The organism is Chryseobacterium turcicum, from assembly GCF_021010565.1.
Classification (GTDB): Bacteria; Bacteroidota; Bacteroidia; order Flavobacteriales; family Weeksellaceae; genus Chryseobacterium; species Chryseobacterium turcicum.
Window position 1 is genome coordinate 2,715,812 of sequence record NZ_JAJNAY010000001.1, and the last position, 16,589, is coordinate 2,732,400.

At 33.5% G+C, this 16,589-nt stretch carries 17 protein-coding genes; 10 read left to right on the forward strand and 7 right to left on the reverse strand.

The genetic code is table 11. The annotated features are described in order from the left end of the window. Nucleotides 1-274: 274 nt before the first annotated feature. The 9 genes from tnpA (LO744_RS12445) to nhaA all read left to right on the forward strand — a co-directional run bounded on the left by tnpA (LO744_RS12445) (nucleotide 275) and on the right by nhaA (nucleotide 11,130). Nucleotides 275-718, forward strand: a complete 444-nt coding sequence (gene tnpA, locus LO744_RS12445) for an IS200/IS605 family transposase (protein WP_230669670.1) — start codon at nucleotides 275-277, stop codon at nucleotides 716-718. A 303-nt stretch (nucleotides 719-1,021) separates the two neighbouring features. Continuing rightward, nucleotides 1,022-1,528 carry an IS200/IS605 family transposase gene (tnpA, locus tag LO744_RS12450; RefSeq protein WP_230669671.1) on the forward strand — a complete coding sequence of 169 codons (507 nt, stop codon included), beginning with the start codon at nucleotides 1,022-1,024 and terminating at the stop codon, nucleotides 1,526-1,528. Between the two features lie 205 nt (nucleotides 1,529-1,733). Further along, nucleotides 1,734-2,096, forward strand: coding sequence for a response regulator transcription factor (locus tag LO744_RS12455; protein ID WP_230669672.1), 363 nt, complete (start codon nucleotides 1,734-1,736; stop codon nucleotides 2,094-2,096). Between the two features lie 187 nt (nucleotides 2,097-2,283). Next, nucleotides 2,284-4,176, forward strand: coding sequence for an AMP-binding protein (locus LO744_RS12460; RefSeq protein ID WP_230669673.1), 1,893 nt, complete (start codon nucleotides 2,284-2,286; stop codon nucleotides 4,174-4,176). Nucleotides 4,177-4,197: 21 nt separating this feature from the next. Further along, a complete protein-coding gene (acs, locus tag LO744_RS12465; RefSeq protein ID WP_230669674.1) occupies nucleotides 4,198-6,105 on the forward strand; it encodes an acetate--CoA ligase in 1,908 nt (635 codons plus the stop codon). Between the two features lie 69 nt (nucleotides 6,106-6,174). Then, nucleotides 6,175-7,101: a DUF6438 domain-containing protein gene (locus LO744_RS12470; RefSeq protein ID WP_230669675.1), complete on the forward strand. Its 927-nt coding sequence runs from the start codon at nucleotides 6,175-6,177 to the stop codon at nucleotides 7,099-7,101. Nucleotides 7,102-7,260: 159 nt separating this feature from the next. Next, nucleotides 7,261-7,626, forward strand: a complete 366-nt coding sequence (locus tag LO744_RS12475; RefSeq protein ID WP_230669677.1) for a hypothetical protein — start codon at nucleotides 7,261-7,263, stop codon at nucleotides 7,624-7,626. A 120-nt stretch (nucleotides 7,627-7,746) separates the two neighbouring features. Next, nucleotides 7,747-9,951, forward strand: coding sequence for a RelA/SpoT family protein (locus LO744_RS12480; protein ID WP_230669679.1), 2,205 nt, complete (start codon nucleotides 7,747-7,749; stop codon nucleotides 9,949-9,951). Between the two features lie 9 nt (nucleotides 9,952-9,960). Further along, nucleotides 9,961-11,130, forward strand: coding sequence for a Na+/H+ antiporter NhaA (gene nhaA / locus LO744_RS12485; RefSeq protein ID WP_230669681.1), 1,170 nt, complete (start codon nucleotides 9,961-9,963; stop codon nucleotides 11,128-11,130). 201 nt (nucleotides 11,131-11,331) lie between these two features. On the opposite strand, the gene LO744_RS12490 is transcribed toward nhaA, so the two are convergent. Together LO744_RS12490 and LO744_RS12495 are read right to left on the reverse strand one after the other, a co-directional pair. Continuing rightward, nucleotides 11,332-11,718: a hypothetical protein gene (locus tag LO744_RS12490; protein WP_230669683.1), complete on the reverse strand. Its 387-nt coding sequence runs from the start codon at nucleotides 11,716-11,718 to the stop codon at nucleotides 11,332-11,334. Next, nucleotides 11,708-12,721, reverse strand: coding sequence for a YihY/virulence factor BrkB family protein (locus LO744_RS12495; RefSeq protein ID WP_230669685.1), 1,014 nt, complete (start codon nucleotides 12,719-12,721; stop codon nucleotides 11,708-11,710). Before LO744_RS12495 ends, LO744_RS12490 begins: the two co-directional genes overlap by 11 nt. Before the next feature lie 31 nt (nucleotides 12,722-12,752). Here LO744_RS12495 and LO744_RS12500 point away from each other — a divergent pair, with 31 nt between their 5' ends. Continuing rightward, nucleotides 12,753-13,226 (forward strand): 23S rRNA (pseudouridine(1915)-N(3))-methyltransferase RlmH, encoded by a 474-nt coding sequence (locus LO744_RS12500; protein ID WP_230669688.1) that lies wholly within the window; start codon nucleotides 12,753-12,755, stop codon nucleotides 13,224-13,226. Here the strand turns inward: LO744_RS12500 and LO744_RS12505 are convergent, their stop codons facing one another. The 5 genes from LO744_RS12505 to LO744_RS12525 all read right to left on the reverse strand — a co-directional run bounded on the left by LO744_RS12505 (nucleotide 13,227) and on the right by LO744_RS12525 (nucleotide 16,542). Continuing rightward, nucleotides 13,227-13,553: a hypothetical protein gene (locus LO744_RS12505; protein WP_230669690.1), complete on the reverse strand. Its 327-nt coding sequence runs from the start codon at nucleotides 13,551-13,553 to the stop codon at nucleotides 13,227-13,229. It lies immediately after the preceding gene. Between the two features lie 133 nt (nucleotides 13,554-13,686). Beyond that, nucleotides 13,687-14,142, reverse strand: coding sequence for a tRNA (cytidine(34)-2'-O)-methyltransferase (locus LO744_RS12510; RefSeq protein ID WP_230669692.1), 456 nt, complete (start codon nucleotides 14,140-14,142; stop codon nucleotides 13,687-13,689). Between the two features lie 216 nt (nucleotides 14,143-14,358). Then, entirely contained in the window at nucleotides 14,359-14,925 is a 567-nt protein-coding gene (locus LO744_RS12515; RefSeq protein ID WP_230669694.1) for a phosphatase PAP2 family protein, read from the reverse strand. Between the two features lie 3 nt (nucleotides 14,926-14,928). Then, the gene (locus LO744_RS12520; RefSeq protein ID WP_230669696.1) at nucleotides 14,929-15,264 is read right to left on the reverse strand and encodes a Sec-independent protein translocase subunit TatA/TatB; all 336 of its coding nucleotides are present in this window, start codon (nucleotides 15,262-15,264) and stop codon (nucleotides 14,929-14,931) included. 60 nt (nucleotides 15,265-15,324) lie between these two features. Then, the gene (locus LO744_RS12525; protein WP_230669698.1) at nucleotides 15,325-16,542 is read right to left on the reverse strand and encodes a TCR/Tet family MFS transporter; all 1,218 of its coding nucleotides are present in this window, start codon (nucleotides 16,540-16,542) and stop codon (nucleotides 15,325-15,327) included. Nucleotides 16,543-16,589 lie beyond the last annotated feature (47 nt).

A 16,589-nucleotide genomic window follows, 5' to 3' on the forward strand; every position in this document is an offset into this window, starting at 1 on the left:
TATGGATAATGAAAACTAAGCACAATTGAGAATCCGAAAGGATTCAACAATAATAGCCGTAGGTGAAACCTATGGATAATGAAAATTCAACACAATTAAGAACCCGACAGGGTTCAATAACAATAACCGTAGGTGCAACCTATGGATAATGAAAACTAAGCACAATTGAGAATCCGGAAGGATTCAACAACAATAGCCGTAGGTGAAACCTATGGATAATGAAAATTCAACACAATCAAGAACCCGATAGGGTTCAATTTTAAAACAAACACAAATGGGAACATACAGACAAATATTCTATCATATTGTTTTCGGAACAAAATATAGAAAACCAACAATTAATGAAAAGAACGAAGCAGAACTTTACAAATACATTTGGGGTATTTTAAACAATAAAAAATGTAAATTATACAGAATTAATGGGATGCAAGACCATATTCATATATTGTGTGACTTACATCCAAATATAAATCTCAGTAGTTTGGTGAAAGATATTAAAGTAGCATCAAACTTATGGATGAAAGAATCGGGATTATTTGATGAGTTCGAAGGGTGGCAAGAAGGCTATGGAGCATTTACAATTTCTGTAAGAGAAAAGGAAATTATTATCAATTATATTAAAAATCAAAAAGAACATCATAAAAAAGAAACGTTTGAAGATGAATTTAAAAGGCTATTAGAAGAAAACGGGATTAAATTTGAAGGAGAAATTATTTAAAATTCAACCCTTGCGGGTTGGTTTGATGCGAATCATAATTTGTATTCCATAGGTTTCACCTACGGCTATTGAAATTAAACCCTTACGGGTTATGCAAATAATGAAAATTCGACACAATCAAGAATTCGGAAGGATTCAATAACAATAGCCGTAGGTGAAACCTATGGATAATGAAAATTCAGCACAATTGAGAATCCGGAAGGATTCAATAACAATAACTGTAGGTGAAACCTATGGATAATGAAACCTAAGCACAATCAAGAATCCGGAAGGATTCAATAACAATAGCCGTAGGTGAAACCTATGGATAATGAAAATTCAACACAATTAAGAACCCGACAGGGTTCAATTTTAAAACAAACACAAATGGGAACATACAGGCAAATATTCTATCATATTGTTTTCGGAACAAAATATAGAAAACCAACAATTAATGAAAAGAACGAAGCAGAGCTTTACAAATATATTTGGGGTATTTTAAACAATAAAAAATGTAAATTATACAGAATTAATAGGATGCCAGAGCACATTCATATATTATGTGACTTACATCCAAATATAAATCTCAGCAGTTTGGTAAAAGATATTAAAGTAGCATCAAACTTATGGATGAAAGAATCGAGGTTATTCGATGAGTTCGAAGGATGGCAGGAAGGTTATGGAGCATTTACAATTTCGGTAAAAGAAAAGGAAATTATTATCAATTATATTAAAAATCAAAAAGAACATCATAAGAAAGAGACCTTTGAAGATGAATTTAAAAGACTATTAGAAGAAAACGGGATTAAATTTGAAGGAGAAATTATTTGAAATTCAACCCTTACGGGTTGGTTTGATGCGAATCATAATTTGTATTCCATAGGTTTCACCTACGGCTATTGAAATTGAACCCTTGCGGGTTGGTTGACGCAAATTATAATTCCATAGATAACACTAAAGATTAATGAAATGGAATCTTTCCGCTTTCGTAACAAGATAAAAAAATAATGAAGTTGAATCATAAAGAAAATACACAATGAAGAAAATATTAATCGCTGATGACGAGCACAAAATATTAATGTCTCTGGAATACAGTTTCCGAAAAATCGGTTACGAAGTGTTTATTGCCCGAGACGGAACTGAAGTTTTAGAATTTTTAAAAACACTCGTTCCGGACGTTATATTATTAGATATCATGATGCCGAATCTTGACGGATACAGCACTTTAGAAGAAATTAAAAAAAATAAAGCATTAAACAACACTAAAGTTCTTTTTCTAAGCGCAAAAAACAATCCGAAAGATATAGAAAAAGGGTTAGAAATGGGTGCTGATGCCTATGTAACAAAACCCTACTCTATTAAAAAACTGATTCAACAGATTGAGGAAATGTTTGAATAGATTTTTAGATGATAGAGAGAAGATAAAAGACTAAAAAACATACAATTATCATTCTGTACGAAATGATATAGAGTGAAGAATCTTAATAAAATACTTAAAAATTCAAACCATTAAGATTGATTTAAGAAGTTAAGATAATTAAGAGATGCTTCGTCGCTAAACTTCTCGCAATGAAATAAAATACAACATGAACGCAGATAACTTATTTAAACAAAGCATAGAAAATAAAGAGCAATTTTGGAAAGAACAAGCTCAGGAAATTTCGTGGTTTAAGTTTCCCGAAACAATTATTTCTAAGGACGAAAACGAGTACAGTCAATGGTTTACTGATGGAAAGCTGAATATGTCTTATCTCTGTATCGACAAACATATTGAAGATGGTTTCGGGGAAGAAATTGCTATCATTTATGATTCTCCAGTGACTAATCAGAAGAAAAAATACACTTTTAACCAAGCTAAAGAAGAAATTTCAAAACTAGCAGGTGGATTGGTTTCTTTAGGTTTAAAAAAAGGCGACACGACGGTAATTTATATGCCAATGATTCCACAGACACTTTTCGCGATGTTGGCTTGCGCAAGAATCGGCGTGATTCATAATGTTGTCTTTGGAGGTTTTGCACCTCACGAATTAGTTATAAGAATTGATGACTGTAAACCAAAAGCTTTGATTACAGCCACCGCAGGTATTGAAATCGCCAAGCGAATTCCCTATTTACCTTTAGTAGAAAAAGCCATTGAATTGGCCCAGGATAAAGTTGACAACATTATCGTTTTTAATCGAAAATTAGTTGAGAATCAGGACGAAATGTTTGAAGGAATTATCGATTACGAGGAATTAGTTTCAACATCAGAACCTGCAGATTGTGTTTCTGTAGAATCAAATCATCCTTTATATTTACTCTACACTTCCGGAACAACCGGAAAACCCAAAGGAATCACAAGAGACACAGGTGGTTATGCAACCGCCTTAAAATTCTCCATGAAATATATTTACGGAATCGAACCGGGAGAAACCTTCTGGGCAGCTTCTGATTTTGGTTGGGCAGTAGGCCACAGCTACACTGTTTATGGACCTTTAATTAATAGAAATACTACCATTATTTTTGAAGGAAAACCTATCATGACTCCTGATGCTGGAACTTTTTGGAGAATAATATCAGAATATAAAGTTTCAGCAATGTTTACAGCACCCACCGCAATAAGGGCTATAAAAAAAGAAGACCCGAATGGCGAATTGATTAAAAAATATGATTTATCAAATTTCAAAAAGCAGTTTTTAGCTGGCGAAAGATGTGATGTTGCAACTTTAGATTGGTTTGAAAAACATATCGGAGTTCCCGCCATCGACCATTGGTGGCAAACAGAATCCGGATGGCCGATGTTAGGTTTAATGACTTTTAATAATGATTATAAAATTAAAAGAGCTGCCGCCGGAAAACCAATTCCTGGATATGATATTAAAATTTTTGATGAAAACGGTTACGAACTAAACGAACATAAAGAAGGGTATTTAGTCATCAAACTTCCACTTCCGCCAGGTGCACTTTTAGGAGTGTGGAATGATTATGAAAGATTTGAAAAGTCCTATTTATCACAATATAAAGGCTACTATTTTTCAGGAGATGGTGCGATAAAAGATGAAGATGGATATATTTTCATCACAGGCCGAGTGGATGATGTCATCAACGTGGCAGGACACCGACTTTCCACTTCCGAAATGGAGGAAATCGTTTCCTCTCATCCTGATGTTGCAGAATGTGCTGTAGTGGGAATTGACGATGATTTGCGCGGGCAAGTTCCTTTCGCAACCGTTGTTTTGAAAAATGGCTCGGAAATTTCAGAAGAAAATGTAGAAAAAGAAATTATTCTAAAAGTAAGAGAAAAAATCGGAGCAGTAGCTTTTCTCAAATCTGTCATGGTTGCAAAACGTTTACCTAAAACACGTTCAGGAAAGATTTTAAGAAAACTCATCAGAACGATTATTGATGGGAAAGATTTTCAGATTCCATCGACAATTGATGATGAGAAGATTATTGAAGAAATTCAGGAAAAATTCAAAAACTACACAGACAAAAAATAATTTAAATATAAAAAAGAAGGTATGAGAAATTACGTGATAGAAGATTTACCACACTATTTTGAAGAGTATAAAAAATCAATCAAAAATCCTAAGAAATTCTGGGATAAGGTGGCTGACCAAAATTTTGTATGGTACCAAAGATGGAGCAAAGTGGTAAAATATGATATGAATGAAGCAAAAATCACTTGGTTTAAAGACGCTAAATTAAATATCACCAAAAACTGTCTCGACAGACACCTTTCTGTAAGAGGTGAAAAAACTGCTATTATCTGGGAACCCAACGACCCAAAAGAAGAGGCGCAGCATATTTCTTACAACGAATTATATACAAGAGTCAATAAAACCGCCAATGTTCTTCGCGAAATGGGGATTGAAAAAGGCGACAGAGTTTGCATTTACCTTCCTATGATTCCTGAATTAGCGATTACGATGTTGGCTTGTGCAAAATTAGGAGCCGTACATTCCGTCATTTTTGCAGGATTTTCAGCTTCAGCAGTTGTTTCAAGAGTAAATGATTGCGGTGCAAAATTATTGATAACTTCAGACGGAAGTTACAGAGGGAGTAAAGTTTTAGATTTAAAATCTATTATTGATGAAGCTTTAGAAAAATGCCCTACCGTTGAAAAAACCTTAGTGGTAAAACGCACCCACAACGAAGTGAAAATGAAAGAAAACAGAGATTTCTGGATGAATGATTTATACGAAAAAGCTTCCGCAGACTTTGTAACTGTTATTATGGATGCAGAAGACCCATTGTTTATTTTGTACACTTCTGGCTCTACAGGAAAGCCAAAAGGAATGCTTCATACGTCGGCTGGTTACATGGTGTATTCGGCATATACATTTAAAAACGTTTTCAATTATCAGGAAAATGACATCTATTGGTGTACCGCAGATATTGGCTGGATTACCGGTCATTCGTATATTCTTTACGGACCATTACTAAATGGAGCAACAACCGTTATTTTTGAAGGAGTACCAACCTATCCAGAACCAGACCGTTTTTGGGAACTTATTGAAAAACATAAAGTGACTCAATTTTACACTGCACCCACTGCGATTCGTTCTTTAGCCAAAGAAAGCACAGAATGGGTAGACAAACATGATTTAAGTTCATTGCGAGTAATAGGGTCTGTTGGCGAACCAATCAATGAGGAAGCTTGGCATTGGTTTAATGACCATGTGGGAAGAAAAAAATGCCCGATTGTAGATACCTGGTGGCAAACCGAAACGGGTGGAATTATGATTTCTCCCATCCCATTCGTAACGCCAACAAAACCAACTTACGCGACACTTCCTTTACCGGGAATTCAGCCTGTTTTAATGGATGATAAGCGCAACGAAATTACAGGAAATCAGGTAACAGGAAATCTATGCATCCGTTTTCCATGGCCGGGAATCGCAAGAACCATTTGGGGAGACCACCAGAGATATAAAGAAACTTATTTTTCAGCTTTTCCGGGTAAATATTTTACAGGTGACGGTGCTTTGAGAGACGAGGTTGGGTATTACAGAATTACGGGTCGTGTAGATGATGTGGTGATTGTTTCAGGTCATAATTTAGGAACAGCACCTATCGAAGACAGCATCAATGAACATCCGGCGGTTGCAGAATCTGCGATTGTTGGCTTCCCACACGATATTAAAGGAAGCGCTTTGTATGGTTTTGTGATTTTAAAAGATTCGGGGTCTGACAGAAAGCAGGAAAATCTAGTTAAAGAAATCAACCAATTAATTTCAGACCAGATTGGTCCGATTGCTAAACTTGATAAGATTCAATTTGTTTCGGGACTTCCCAAAACACGTTCGGGAAAAATTATGCGTAGAATTTTGAGAAAAATTGCCGAAGGTGATTTCAGTAATTTTGGAGACACTTCCACCCTACTAAACCCTGAAATTGTTGAAGAAATTAAAAATGAGAGAATTTAGTTTTATTTAAATAATTTAGAAGCCTGTTTAATTTTTTAGACAGGCTTTTTAATTATCAAAATCATAACCATGAAGTTTATCTATTTTTTTATTGGAATCTTTCTCCTTCAATCTTGTGAGAAAAAAAATCTTAGTGAAAAAGAAATTTTAGAAATCATTCATTCACATGATAATTATAAAAACTTGGATTTAAAAACAGACTTTGTTGATGGTTATGAATTTATTGATTCCATAAAAATTTTCAGAGAGACCATAAACAAAGAAAATTTCAAATCTATTTATGAAGCAGATTTTAATAATGACGGCAAAGTAGATTACCTAGTTAATTTAAGCTATCCAAAAATAAAAGATAATGATCTTATAGAAATTTTCGAAGAAGAAGGTCGTTTATCCACGGCTTTTTTACTGAGTAGCGACAAAGGTTATCAATTATTAAACCCGGGCAAGAGAGGTGTTTACGATATTGTTTCTGCTAAAATAATAGCATATAAAAATCAATATCTAATTAAGTTATTAAGCATAAATAAAAATCCTGAAAAGGATAGTGATGCTCTACAGTGTGATACTTTGATGATTAAGGGCAAAGAATTAACTGAATTTGTTACTCCATCCAAAAATCATCACATTGAAAAGATAATTATTACTAAAAAAGGAGGCTATGCACCTGGTGTAAAATATCAATTAACCTTAAAAGAAGACTCACTTATTCTGCAATCAAATTTCTATAAAAATAGAGAAGGAAAATTTATGAATAATGACATTTACAGTTTTGAAAAAGCTTCAAAGCATCTTAATGAAATAAATTTTAACACCTTAAAAGATAATTACTTTATTAATTGTGATGATTGCTCATCATTTGTAACAGAAATTACTTTTGACAATGGTAAAAGTAAAAGAATTTATGACTATGGAGAAAAAGGAACCTTAAGTCTTTTAAGATTTTACGAAAAAGTAGACAGTATTATGAACCAACAAAAATGGAAGAAAATACACTAAGCAAATTCATTTAAAGTTTAAAAAAATCACACTACTTAAAAATAGATAACATCTTAATTTTTATTAAATAATTATAGATAAAATAAAATATTGTAAATTATATTAAATTTTTACTAATAATATTAAAAATATTTATATCTTTAGATAAACAAAATTACTATGTCAAGCATCTTAGCAGGATTATTTGGACCAGAGAGTGATTATAAAAAACTCGAGCAAGAAGTTGAGGATTTAGGATTCTTAGATTCAGAGTATATCGTATACCTTAGTGACGATCATCACAACTCCCAGTACTTGGCGAGTGTGGAAATAAAAAATAAAGATTTAGCCGATAAAGTGAAGCATATCTTTAATGAAAACCATGTACATAAAACCTACTTATTTGAAAATATGAGTATCGACCAAGCATCTTACGTTAATTTAAAAAGATTAATTGATGCGCGGAGCAAAGCAGAAATTCACAACTGCCCGGATGTGAAAATTAAAGTAAAGCATGACGGAATGAATTCTGAGGTAAAAGCTTAAACCTAAAACTAAAAACTTATAACCAGATCCGTGGAATTTATTTCTACGGATTTTTATTTTTATAAATTGACTAATCATAATATTTTTCGTATTTTCGTTTAAATAAAGCCTTTTACACAGATGAGTTACGATTTGGAACAAGAAAATAAAGAAATCTCAGCGAGGTACAAAGACCTGATTTCTAACACCTACAGAACTTTGGATGAAGAAAACAATAAACTCATCCGAAAGGCTTTTGATATTGCTCTTGACGCACACAAAGACCAGCGAAGAAAAACTGGGGAGCCCTACATTTATCACCCTATTGCTGTGGCTAAAATTGTGGCTACAGAAATTGGTTTAGGGGCTTCGTCAATCGCTTGTGCTCTTTTGCATGATGTAATTGAAGATTCTGATTATACCTATGAAGATTTAAAAAAAATATTTGGGGAAAGAATCGCAGGAATTGTCAACGGACTGACCAAGATTTCTATCATGAATCATCAGAATATTTCTGTACAGTCAGAAAACTACAGAAAATTATTACTGACTCTTTCTGAAGATTTCCGTGTGATTTTGATTAAAATTGCAGACCGACTTCACAACATGCGAACGCTGGAAAGCATGGCTCCCGACAAGCAGAAAAAAATTGCTTCCGAAACGGTTTATATTTATGCGCCAATGGCTCATAGATTAGGATTATACAACATTAAATCTGAACTCGAAGATTTATCTTTAAAGTATAATAATCCCGATATCTATAATGAGATTACCGAAAAACTGGAGTTGGCAAAAGAAAACCGAATCCGCTATATCGAAGAGTTTACGAAAGAAGTTTCTGCAAGATTAAAAGAGGAAGGTTTAAATGTAAGTATAAAAGGTCGTGCAAAAGCTATTTCTTCTATTTACCGAAAAATGCTTAAACAGGGCGTTTCTTTTGAAGAGGTTTTCGACAATTATGCCATCAGGATCATCTATAAATCGGATGCTAAAAACGAAAAATTCCTTGCCTGGAAAATATATTCTATTGTAACCGATGTTTATCACAGTAATCCATCGAGAATGCGTGACTGGATTACCCAGCCTCGCTCTACAGGCTACGAAAGTTTACATTTAACTGTTCTGGGGCCCGACAAAAAGTGGATTGAAGTGCAAATTCGTTCAGAAAGAATGGATGATATTGCCGAAAAAGGAGTTGCTGCACATTACAAATATAAAGAAGGCTACAAACAAAGTAACGATGACCGAAATTTTGAAAAATGGGTTACCGAAATACGCGATGTACTCGAACAGCAGCAGAATCTTTCGACCTCTGAACTTTTAGATAATATTAAACTCAATTTATATTCAAAAGAAGTTTTTGTTTTTACTCCAAAAGGTGAAATTAAAATTCTGCCCACCAATGCAACTGCGTTAGATTTTGCTTTTTCTGTACACTCCGATTTGGGAATGAAATGTTTAGGCGCAAAAATCAACGGAAAATTGGTTCCTATTTCGTATGTTCTTCAAAATGGCGACCAAGTAGATATTATTTCGTCTCAAAATCAAAAACCTAAGTTTGACTGGCTTGATTTTGTGGTGACTTCAAAGGCAAAGTCAAAAATTAAAAGCTACCTTAATTCTGAGAAAAATTCTTTCGTAGAAGAAGGAAAAGAAATTTTACAAAGAAAACTTCGTCATGCAAAAATTAATTTTAATGATGAGGAGATCAATAAACTTCAGAAGTTTTTCAATCTTAAATCCTCTCAGGAATTATTCTTAAAATTCCAAACTAATGAATTGGATGCAAGTAGCTTAAGAAAGTATATTGAAAGTAAAAATGTATTTAACAATTTGCTTTCGAGATTTAAGAGAAATACCAATAAAAACCAGCATTACGAAGAGCCTAAAGAAATCAATCTCGATATGATTGTTTTCGGGAAAGATGAAGAAAAGCTCAACTATAGCTACGCAAAATGTTGTACGGTAATTCCGGGAGATAAAATTTTTGGGTTTATTACCATTTCTGAAGGGATAAAAGTGCACAGCGACAATTGTCCGAACGCTATTAATCTTCGTGCTCAATATGACTACCGTGTGATTCCTGCAAAATGGGTGAACGAAGAAAGCTTCAAAAACCGTATTAAAATTGAGATTGAAGGTCTTGATAGAATGGGAATGATTAACGACATTACCACCGTCATTAGTGGTGCAATGGGTATGGATATGAAAAGTATGTCTATTGAATCTAACAACGGAATTTTCACAGGAAACATCAATCTAGAAGTAAAACATAAAGGTCAGCTTGAAGAAACATTTAAAAAACTGAAAGCAATTGACGGAATTTCAAGAATAAGACGTATTTAAAAATAAAAAATGAGGTTGTCCCAATATTTTAAAAAATTTTTCCAAAGCAATCAATCATCAGGAATTTTACTTATTTTCTGTGTCAGTCTTGCGTTAATTATCGCAAACTCACCTTTAGGAAGTAGTTTTCAACAGTTTTTAGATTTTCAAATTGGTTTTGAAGATTTACACTTAAAATATCCGGTAAGCATTTGGATTAATGATGGTTTGATGGCTATTTTCTTTCTTTTGGTCGGTTTAGAAATTAAAAGAGAGCTTGTAGAAGGTGAGCTTTCATCTTTTAAAAATGCTTCACTCCCTATTTTTGCGGCAATCGGTGGAATGCTAGTTCCTGCACTTATTTTCGTTGCTTTCAACTCCGGAACAGATTACAGCAACGGTTGGGGAATTCCGATGGCAACAGATATTGCTTTTTCTTTGGCGATTATTTCGATGTTAGGAAAAAGGGTTCCGGCTTCACTCAAGATTTTTTTGGCAGCATTAGCTATTGTTGATGATTTAGGCGCTATTTTAGTGATTGCGATATTCTATACAGAACAAATTCATTGGATGTATCTTTTACTCTCTTTTGGAATTGTGGCAATTTTATTTGCTTTAAATTTCCTAAAGGTTACAAAACTGATTTACTACATTATTCCAGGAATATTTTTGTGGTATTTCCTACATCATTCGGGTATTCATGCAACAATTGCTGGGGTTTTGGTCGCTTTCAGTATTCCAACCAATGCCTCAAATACAAAAATCTCACCTTTAGAAAAAATGGAACATTCGCTTCATTTTCCAGTAAACTTTTTAATAATGCCCATTTTCGCTTTAACGAATACCAATATTGCCTTTAACAGCAGTATGATTGATGGATTATTTAACAGTTTAGGACTGGGAATAATTGGTGGACTTGTTTTAGGAAAATTAATCGGTATTAACTTATTCTCTTTAATTGCTATAAAACTAAAAATAAGCTCTCTTCCACAACGCTCTTCATGGAATCAGATGATAGGTGTTGGTCTTTTAGCCGGAATCGGATTTACCATGTCAATATTTATTGCATTGCTTTCTTTTAAACATGAAATAGCTTTTCAGGATGAAGCTAAGTTTGCGATTTTAATTGCTTCAGTAATAGCGGCGGTTTCAGGATATATGATTTTAAATTTCAGTTCAAAGAAAATGAAAAAATTGTAAGAAATTTTTCATTTAACCACAAAAGGCACAAAAGATTTAGCTTTTTTTATTAAAGCTTATTTATTAAAAGAAAAAAGAATACAAGATTTTGAAAACTCTTGTATTCTTTTTTCTTTTAAGAGCTTTGAATATCTAAAATAATATACATTTCAAATTTCTTTTGTCTCTTTTTCGGTTGAAATATTCTATGCTAGAGGAAAATTAGTTCTTTTTAACGGTCCAATTTCCTTTAGAACTTCCCATTTCCCAAGTTCCCATCTTAGAATTAAGATTGCCTATCAGCATAAAACCTGATGGTGCTTTATTGGTGGTATTGAGGGATGCGTTGATAAAACCTGTATAATAAGATTCACTAAAATTTAAGCTCGTTCGTGTAATTTCAATAGAACCTTTTTCGCTTACATTAATAATCAACTCTCCGGTAGAATCTCCTGTATAAGTTCCCGTATATTTACCTCTGTAGGGAGAAACATAGTTTTGTTCTTCTTTATTTTTATGAATCTCATCAATCATTTGATCACAAGACTGAAGATTGAAAAAAGAGGCTAATAGAAATAGTAGTGTAAAAGGTTTTAATTTATTTTTCATTATTTTTAAGGTAAGGTCTTTTGTGTTCATCATCGCCTTCTAAATTAGGCTCTGTTTTTTCTGCGTGATAATTTTCTGCTTCTCTTTTGATTTCGTCAGAAAGTAATTTTTCTATTCTTAATTTTCTCAATGCCATATTCAGCTCATTTCCGAAAAGTAGCAGGTAAACATTTACATTCACCCAAATCATCAAAAGAATCATACTTCCAATTGACCCGTAAAGAACGTTGTAACGGGCAATATTTTTAACATATAGGGCAAAGAAATAAGTGGTTACCACAAATAAAACTGTCGTTAGAATCGCGCCAGGAATCGCCTGTCTGAATCTAATAATTTTCACTGTTCCCAACCAATAAAACATCGCTAACAATATAAAATAAAAGAGCGGAAACGACACAAAACCAATGATTTTAGAGAGATTCCTTACGATCCATGACAAATTATAACCTGGCGAAAAATCTTTCAAAACAACTTCGGTGTAATACACTCCGAAAAGCGCTAAAAATATAATACTTACAAAGCCAATTGTGATGAAAAATGAAAGTATAAACTCTTTTACATCGCTAAGTTTTTCTTCTGAATTTTCATTAAAACCGTTGATTAAAGAAAAAGTACCGTTGGTCGCAAAAACTAAAGCAATAAGAATCGTTAAATTACTGATTCCCTTCATATTGGGAATGATATTATTTTCGATATAATTTCGTACATCACCTTCGATATTGGAAGGGAAAATATTGTGCATTAAAACTTCAAAAATATAGAACTGAAGCTTATCATAATGTGGCATATAAGGAATTACCGAAAGTAAAAAGAGTAAAAAAGGAAATAAACTCAAAGTAAAGCTCCATGAAATTGCTGCTGCTTTTCGCCCTATTTTTCCTTTAAAAATCCCTGAAATATAGATTTGAAACATCTGCCAAAGCGATATCCCGAGAACCGGAAGATGGATGTCGTCTAGAAATTCTTGAAATTTTAAGATAAACTTAGGAATTTTTATAGCCATAAAGTATATTTGTGCTCAGCAAATATAAGAAATGCGAATCAGTTTAGTTTGTATTGGGAAAACAGATGACAAAGAAATTACATCTTTAATCAGTTATTACCTCACCCGCCTTCCAAAACATTGGAATTTTGAGATTGTAGAAATCCCAGATGTCAAAAATGCCAAAAATCTGTCTTCTGACCTTTTAAAGAAAGAAGAAGCCAAATTATTTTTAAATCAAATCGACAAAAACGATTTGGTTATTCTTCTTGATGAAAAAGGAAAACAGTTTACCAGTCGCGAATTTTCAAACAAAATGGATACTTGGATGAATTCTTCTGTGAAAAAAGTTCACATTCTGATTGGCGGAGCGTACGGTTTTTCGGATGAAATCTACAACAGGGCCAACGAAAAAATGTCATTATCTAAAATGACATTTACGCATCAGATGATTCGACTTTTTATTGTTGAGCAGCTTTACAGAGCGGATCAGATTTTACAGGGAAAACCGTATCACAACGATTAGCTATTTTGTAGTAACAGAAATAATTTCTTTAATCCCTTTTTCTCTGAATTTTTTCTTTACAGAATCATCTAAAAGTACTTTTACGCCTTTTACATCTTCCCCTTTAAGTTCTTTAAGAGCTTCTAGTGAGCTTTCATTTTTGTTGATAAGAATCAGAGTCGAAGCTTTTAATTTGGGAGATGCTTCATGTCTTTTAACAGTTTCGCCAAGTAAAGAATTGGTATGAATGGCTAATTCATTTTTAGTTCCCTGAGCAAAAGCAGTATTTGAAATTGCTAAAGTCATTACAAAAGCTGTTGATAAAATAAGTTTAGAAAGTGTTTTCATAATTTAAATAAATCTTAAATGAGTGATATTTCACAAATATACACAAGGCTTTTAATAAAATTTAAATTTTATTATTTTTTTTAACAACAATTAAAAATTTTAGAGTCAAAATAAGATTATAACGTTTGTATAACTATTTTTTCAAAGTAATCTGTCTCTTTGCTTCTCCTACTACAAAGGCAACCGAATTGGCGATATTAAAGCTTCTAATCAATTTAGACATCGGAATAGTCAAATGATTTTCAAAACGGTCTAAAACATCTTTACTTAAGCCTGCACTCTCCTTTCCGAAAACCAACCAATCCCCATCCTGAAAATCTATTTCCAGATAAGATTTCTCAGCATGTGAACTCATCAGAAAAACACGTGACAAATCAGGAATATTTTTCATCCATTCATCCACATTTTCATATTCTGTAACATCAAGATGAACCCAATAATCTAAACCTGAACGTTTCAGGTTTTTATCATCAATTAAAAATCCGAACGGATGTATTAAATGCAATCTGCTTCCGGTTCCTACACATAGTCTTCCGATATTACCGGTATTATTAGGAATCTCTGGTTCTACGAGAACAATATTTAACATGAATTTTTAATTTATTTTAGTAAGATAGACTGAAAGCTAAAATAGTTCTACGTAGCTTCAAGATTAACGTATAATTTTGATTGACATTTCTGAATATATTCCGTAAGAATCAATTTTGAATATTAGTCTTCAGTACAAGTACAATTGGCTTTTTACATTCTTAACAGAGAGAAAACTAAAAAATATTGCTATTAAGCCAAGAACGAGTAAATACTTTTAAGAAGCTACGGTTTGCTTGTTAATCACTTTTTTTGCGAGCATAGCGAAAATCCCTCCCAATAAAGTTCCAACAAATGCCCCAACCAAAATATCTATCGGGAAATGTACTCCTAGATAGATGCGGCTGTATGCTACTACTGCAGCCCAGACGAATATAGCATAAGGAAACCATCTAAGCTTATCTTTCAATAAAAAACTTAGGAAACTTGCCAAAAAGAAAGTGTTTGAAGCGTGCGCAGAATAAAAACCATATTGCCCGCCACATTTTACAATACGCATCACGTTATGAAGTGAAGGATCATGACAAGGCCTTAGTCTTGCGACACCATATTTGAAAATCCCTGAAACCTGGTCTGAAACCGTTACGCCTATCGCAACGAACAACAGAATATACAACAGAGATTTTAATTTGAAATTTTTATAGAGAAGATAACAAAGAATTACATAAAGCGGAACCCAAATCCAGGTTGCCGAAATCATCATCCAAAACTGGTCAAAAGGGGTATCCCCCAAATTGTTGAGATAAAGGAAAAGATTCTTATCTTCCTGAATAATTTCTTCCATATTTTAACGGCTTACCGGCCCTTCGTAAGTTTCATCATCTGCAGGTTTTACTGTTGGTAATTCTGTTGCAGAAGGCTGTTCTTTTAAAATGTTTTCCTCGATATTCTTCATCGGATTAAAATCTTTTGCAGCATCTTTTACTTTTTCAATCTCACGTTTTATCTCAGAAACAGGGTTATCTGTTTCTTTCATGATTTCAGTTTTGATATCTTCTACTGCGCCACGCATTTTTCTCACTCCCGCTCCAAGGTCGCGAGCAATCTGAGGTAGTTTATCCGGACCAAACAAAACTACAATTGCAATGGCAATAAGTGCCATTTCTCCAATGCTTAATTCCATGGTGCTAAATTACAAAAGATTATATATATAAAATATGTTATGTTTAATTTTAAATAAATTTTAAGATTTCTTTTTCTGAAAAGCATAATAAGTAACCACTACACTTACAGACATTAGTATAAATGCCAAGAAGAAAGGGGCTCCGGAGAATTTAAACGGTGCTTCGTCATGGGTGAAAAAGTAAAATAAATTGGTCATTACCGGAGGTCCGATAATGGATGTTGCACTCATTAGGCTCGTTAAAGCTCCCTGTAGCTCACCTTGTTCGTTTGAAGGAACCGATTTTGTGATTACAGACTGTAATGCCGGACCGCAAATTCCTCCCAAGCAATAAGGAATTAAAAATACAAACATCATCCAACCTTCAGAGGCAAATGAGAATAAAAACAATCCTATTGCGTATAAAATCAATCCGTAATAAATACTTTTTTGTTCACCGAGCTTTGGGGTTGTCCATCGAATTAGAACTCCCTGAACCAAACCAACCAAAAGACCGACGACTCCTAAAGAAATTCCAACCATTCTTTCTGTCCAATCAAATTCATACATCGTAAAGAAACTCCAGTTGCTTTGTACCGCATGACCTGCAATATAAATTAAAATTAAAGCAAAAATTAAAGCTGAAATTTCAGGATGTTTTCCTAAAAACCTGAAAGAACCAACGGGGTTTGCACGTTTCCAGCTAAACTCACGTCTTTTGTCTTTATCTAAACTTTCGGGAAGTATAAAATACCCATAAAGGAAGTTTAAAAGGCATAAACCTGCTGCTGCATAAAATGGCACTCTTGCACCATAATGTCCTAAAACACCACCTAAAACCGGACCTATAATAAAACCCAAACCAAATGCAGCACCAATTAATCCAAAGTTTTTGGCCCTGTCTTTATCATTAGAAATATCAGCAATATAGGCACTCGCTGTGGTGACACTTGCTCCAGTAATTCCTGCAATAACACGTCCTACAAATAACCATAAAATTGTTGGGGCCAAAGCAAGCAAGATATAATCAATGGCAAAGCCAAAAAGTGAAATCAAAATAATAGGTCGTCTACCAAATTTATCACTAAGGTTTCCTACAACGGGCGAAAAAACAAACTGGGTGAAAGCATAAGCAAAGCCGAGCCAGCCACCATATTTTGCAGCTTCACTAATATCAGCATGAATCAGTTCTTTAATCAATTGTGGAACTACAGGAATAATGATTCCCCATCCCGTTATATCTATCAGCAATGTGATAAATATAAAGCTCATGGCTGCTTTCTTTTTTGAGTTTTCCATTGTTATGCAAAAATAAGTAAATCGGGAAAAATATTCGTTTTTAATTT

Excerpts from the sequence above, each read along its gene's own strand:
- LO744_RS12505 (WP_230669690.1), bottom strand. The coding sequence starts at position 13,553 with ATGAAAACACTTTCTAAACTTATTTTATCAACAGCTTTTGTAATGACT.
- LO744_RS12510 (WP_230669692.1), bottom strand. The coding sequence starts at position 14,142 with ATGTTAAATATTGTTCTCGTAGAACCAGAGATTCCTAATAATACCGGT.
- LO744_RS12475 (WP_230669677.1), top strand. The coding sequence starts at position 7,261 with ATGTCAAGCATCTTAGCAGGATTATTTGGACCAGAGAGTGATTATAAA.
- LO744_RS12480 (WP_230669679.1), top strand. The coding sequence starts at position 7,747 with ATGAGTTACGATTTGGAACAAGAAAATAAAGAAATCTCAGCGAGGTAC.
- LO744_RS12515 (WP_230669694.1), bottom strand. The coding sequence starts at position 14,925 with ATGGAAGAAATTATTCAGGAAGATAAGAATCTTTTCCTTTATCTCAAC.
- LO744_RS12525 (WP_230669698.1), bottom strand. The coding sequence starts at position 16,542 with ATGGAAAACTCAAAAAAGAAAGCAGCCATGAGCTTTATATTTATCACA.
- LO744_RS12495 (WP_230669685.1), bottom strand. The coding sequence starts at position 12,721 with ATGGCTATAAAAATTCCTAAGTTTATCTTAAAATTTCAAGAATTTCTA.
- tnpA (WP_230669671.1), top strand. The coding sequence starts at position 1,022 with ATGGATAATGAAAATTCAACACAATTAAGAACCCGACAGGGTTCAATT.
- LO744_RS12500 (WP_230669688.1), top strand. The coding sequence starts at position 12,753 with ATGCGAATCAGTTTAGTTTGTATTGGGAAAACAGATGACAAAGAAATT.
- LO744_RS12470 (WP_230669675.1), top strand. The coding sequence starts at position 6,175 with ATGAAGTTTATCTATTTTTTTATTGGAATCTTTCTCCTTCAATCTTGT.
- LO744_RS12455 (WP_230669672.1), top strand. The coding sequence starts at position 1,734 with ATGAAGAAAATATTAATCGCTGATGACGAGCACAAAATATTAATGTCT.
- tnpA (WP_230669670.1), top strand. The coding sequence starts at position 275 with ATGGGAACATACAGACAAATATTCTATCATATTGTTTTCGGAACAAAA.
- LO744_RS12490 (WP_230669683.1), bottom strand. The coding sequence starts at position 11,718 with ATGAAAAATAAATTAAAACCTTTTACACTACTATTTCTATTAGCCTCT.
- nhaA (WP_230669681.1), top strand. The coding sequence starts at position 9,961 with ATGAGGTTGTCCCAATATTTTAAAAAATTTTTCCAAAGCAATCAATCA.
- LO744_RS12460 (WP_230669673.1), top strand. The coding sequence starts at position 2,284 with ATGAACGCAGATAACTTATTTAAACAAAGCATAGAAAATAAAGAGCAA.
- LO744_RS12520 (WP_230669696.1), bottom strand. The coding sequence starts at position 15,264 with ATGGAATTAAGCATTGGAGAAATGGCACTTATTGCCATTGCAATTGTA.
- acs (WP_230669674.1), top strand. The coding sequence starts at position 4,198 with ATGAGAAATTACGTGATAGAAGATTTACCACACTATTTTGAAGAGTAT.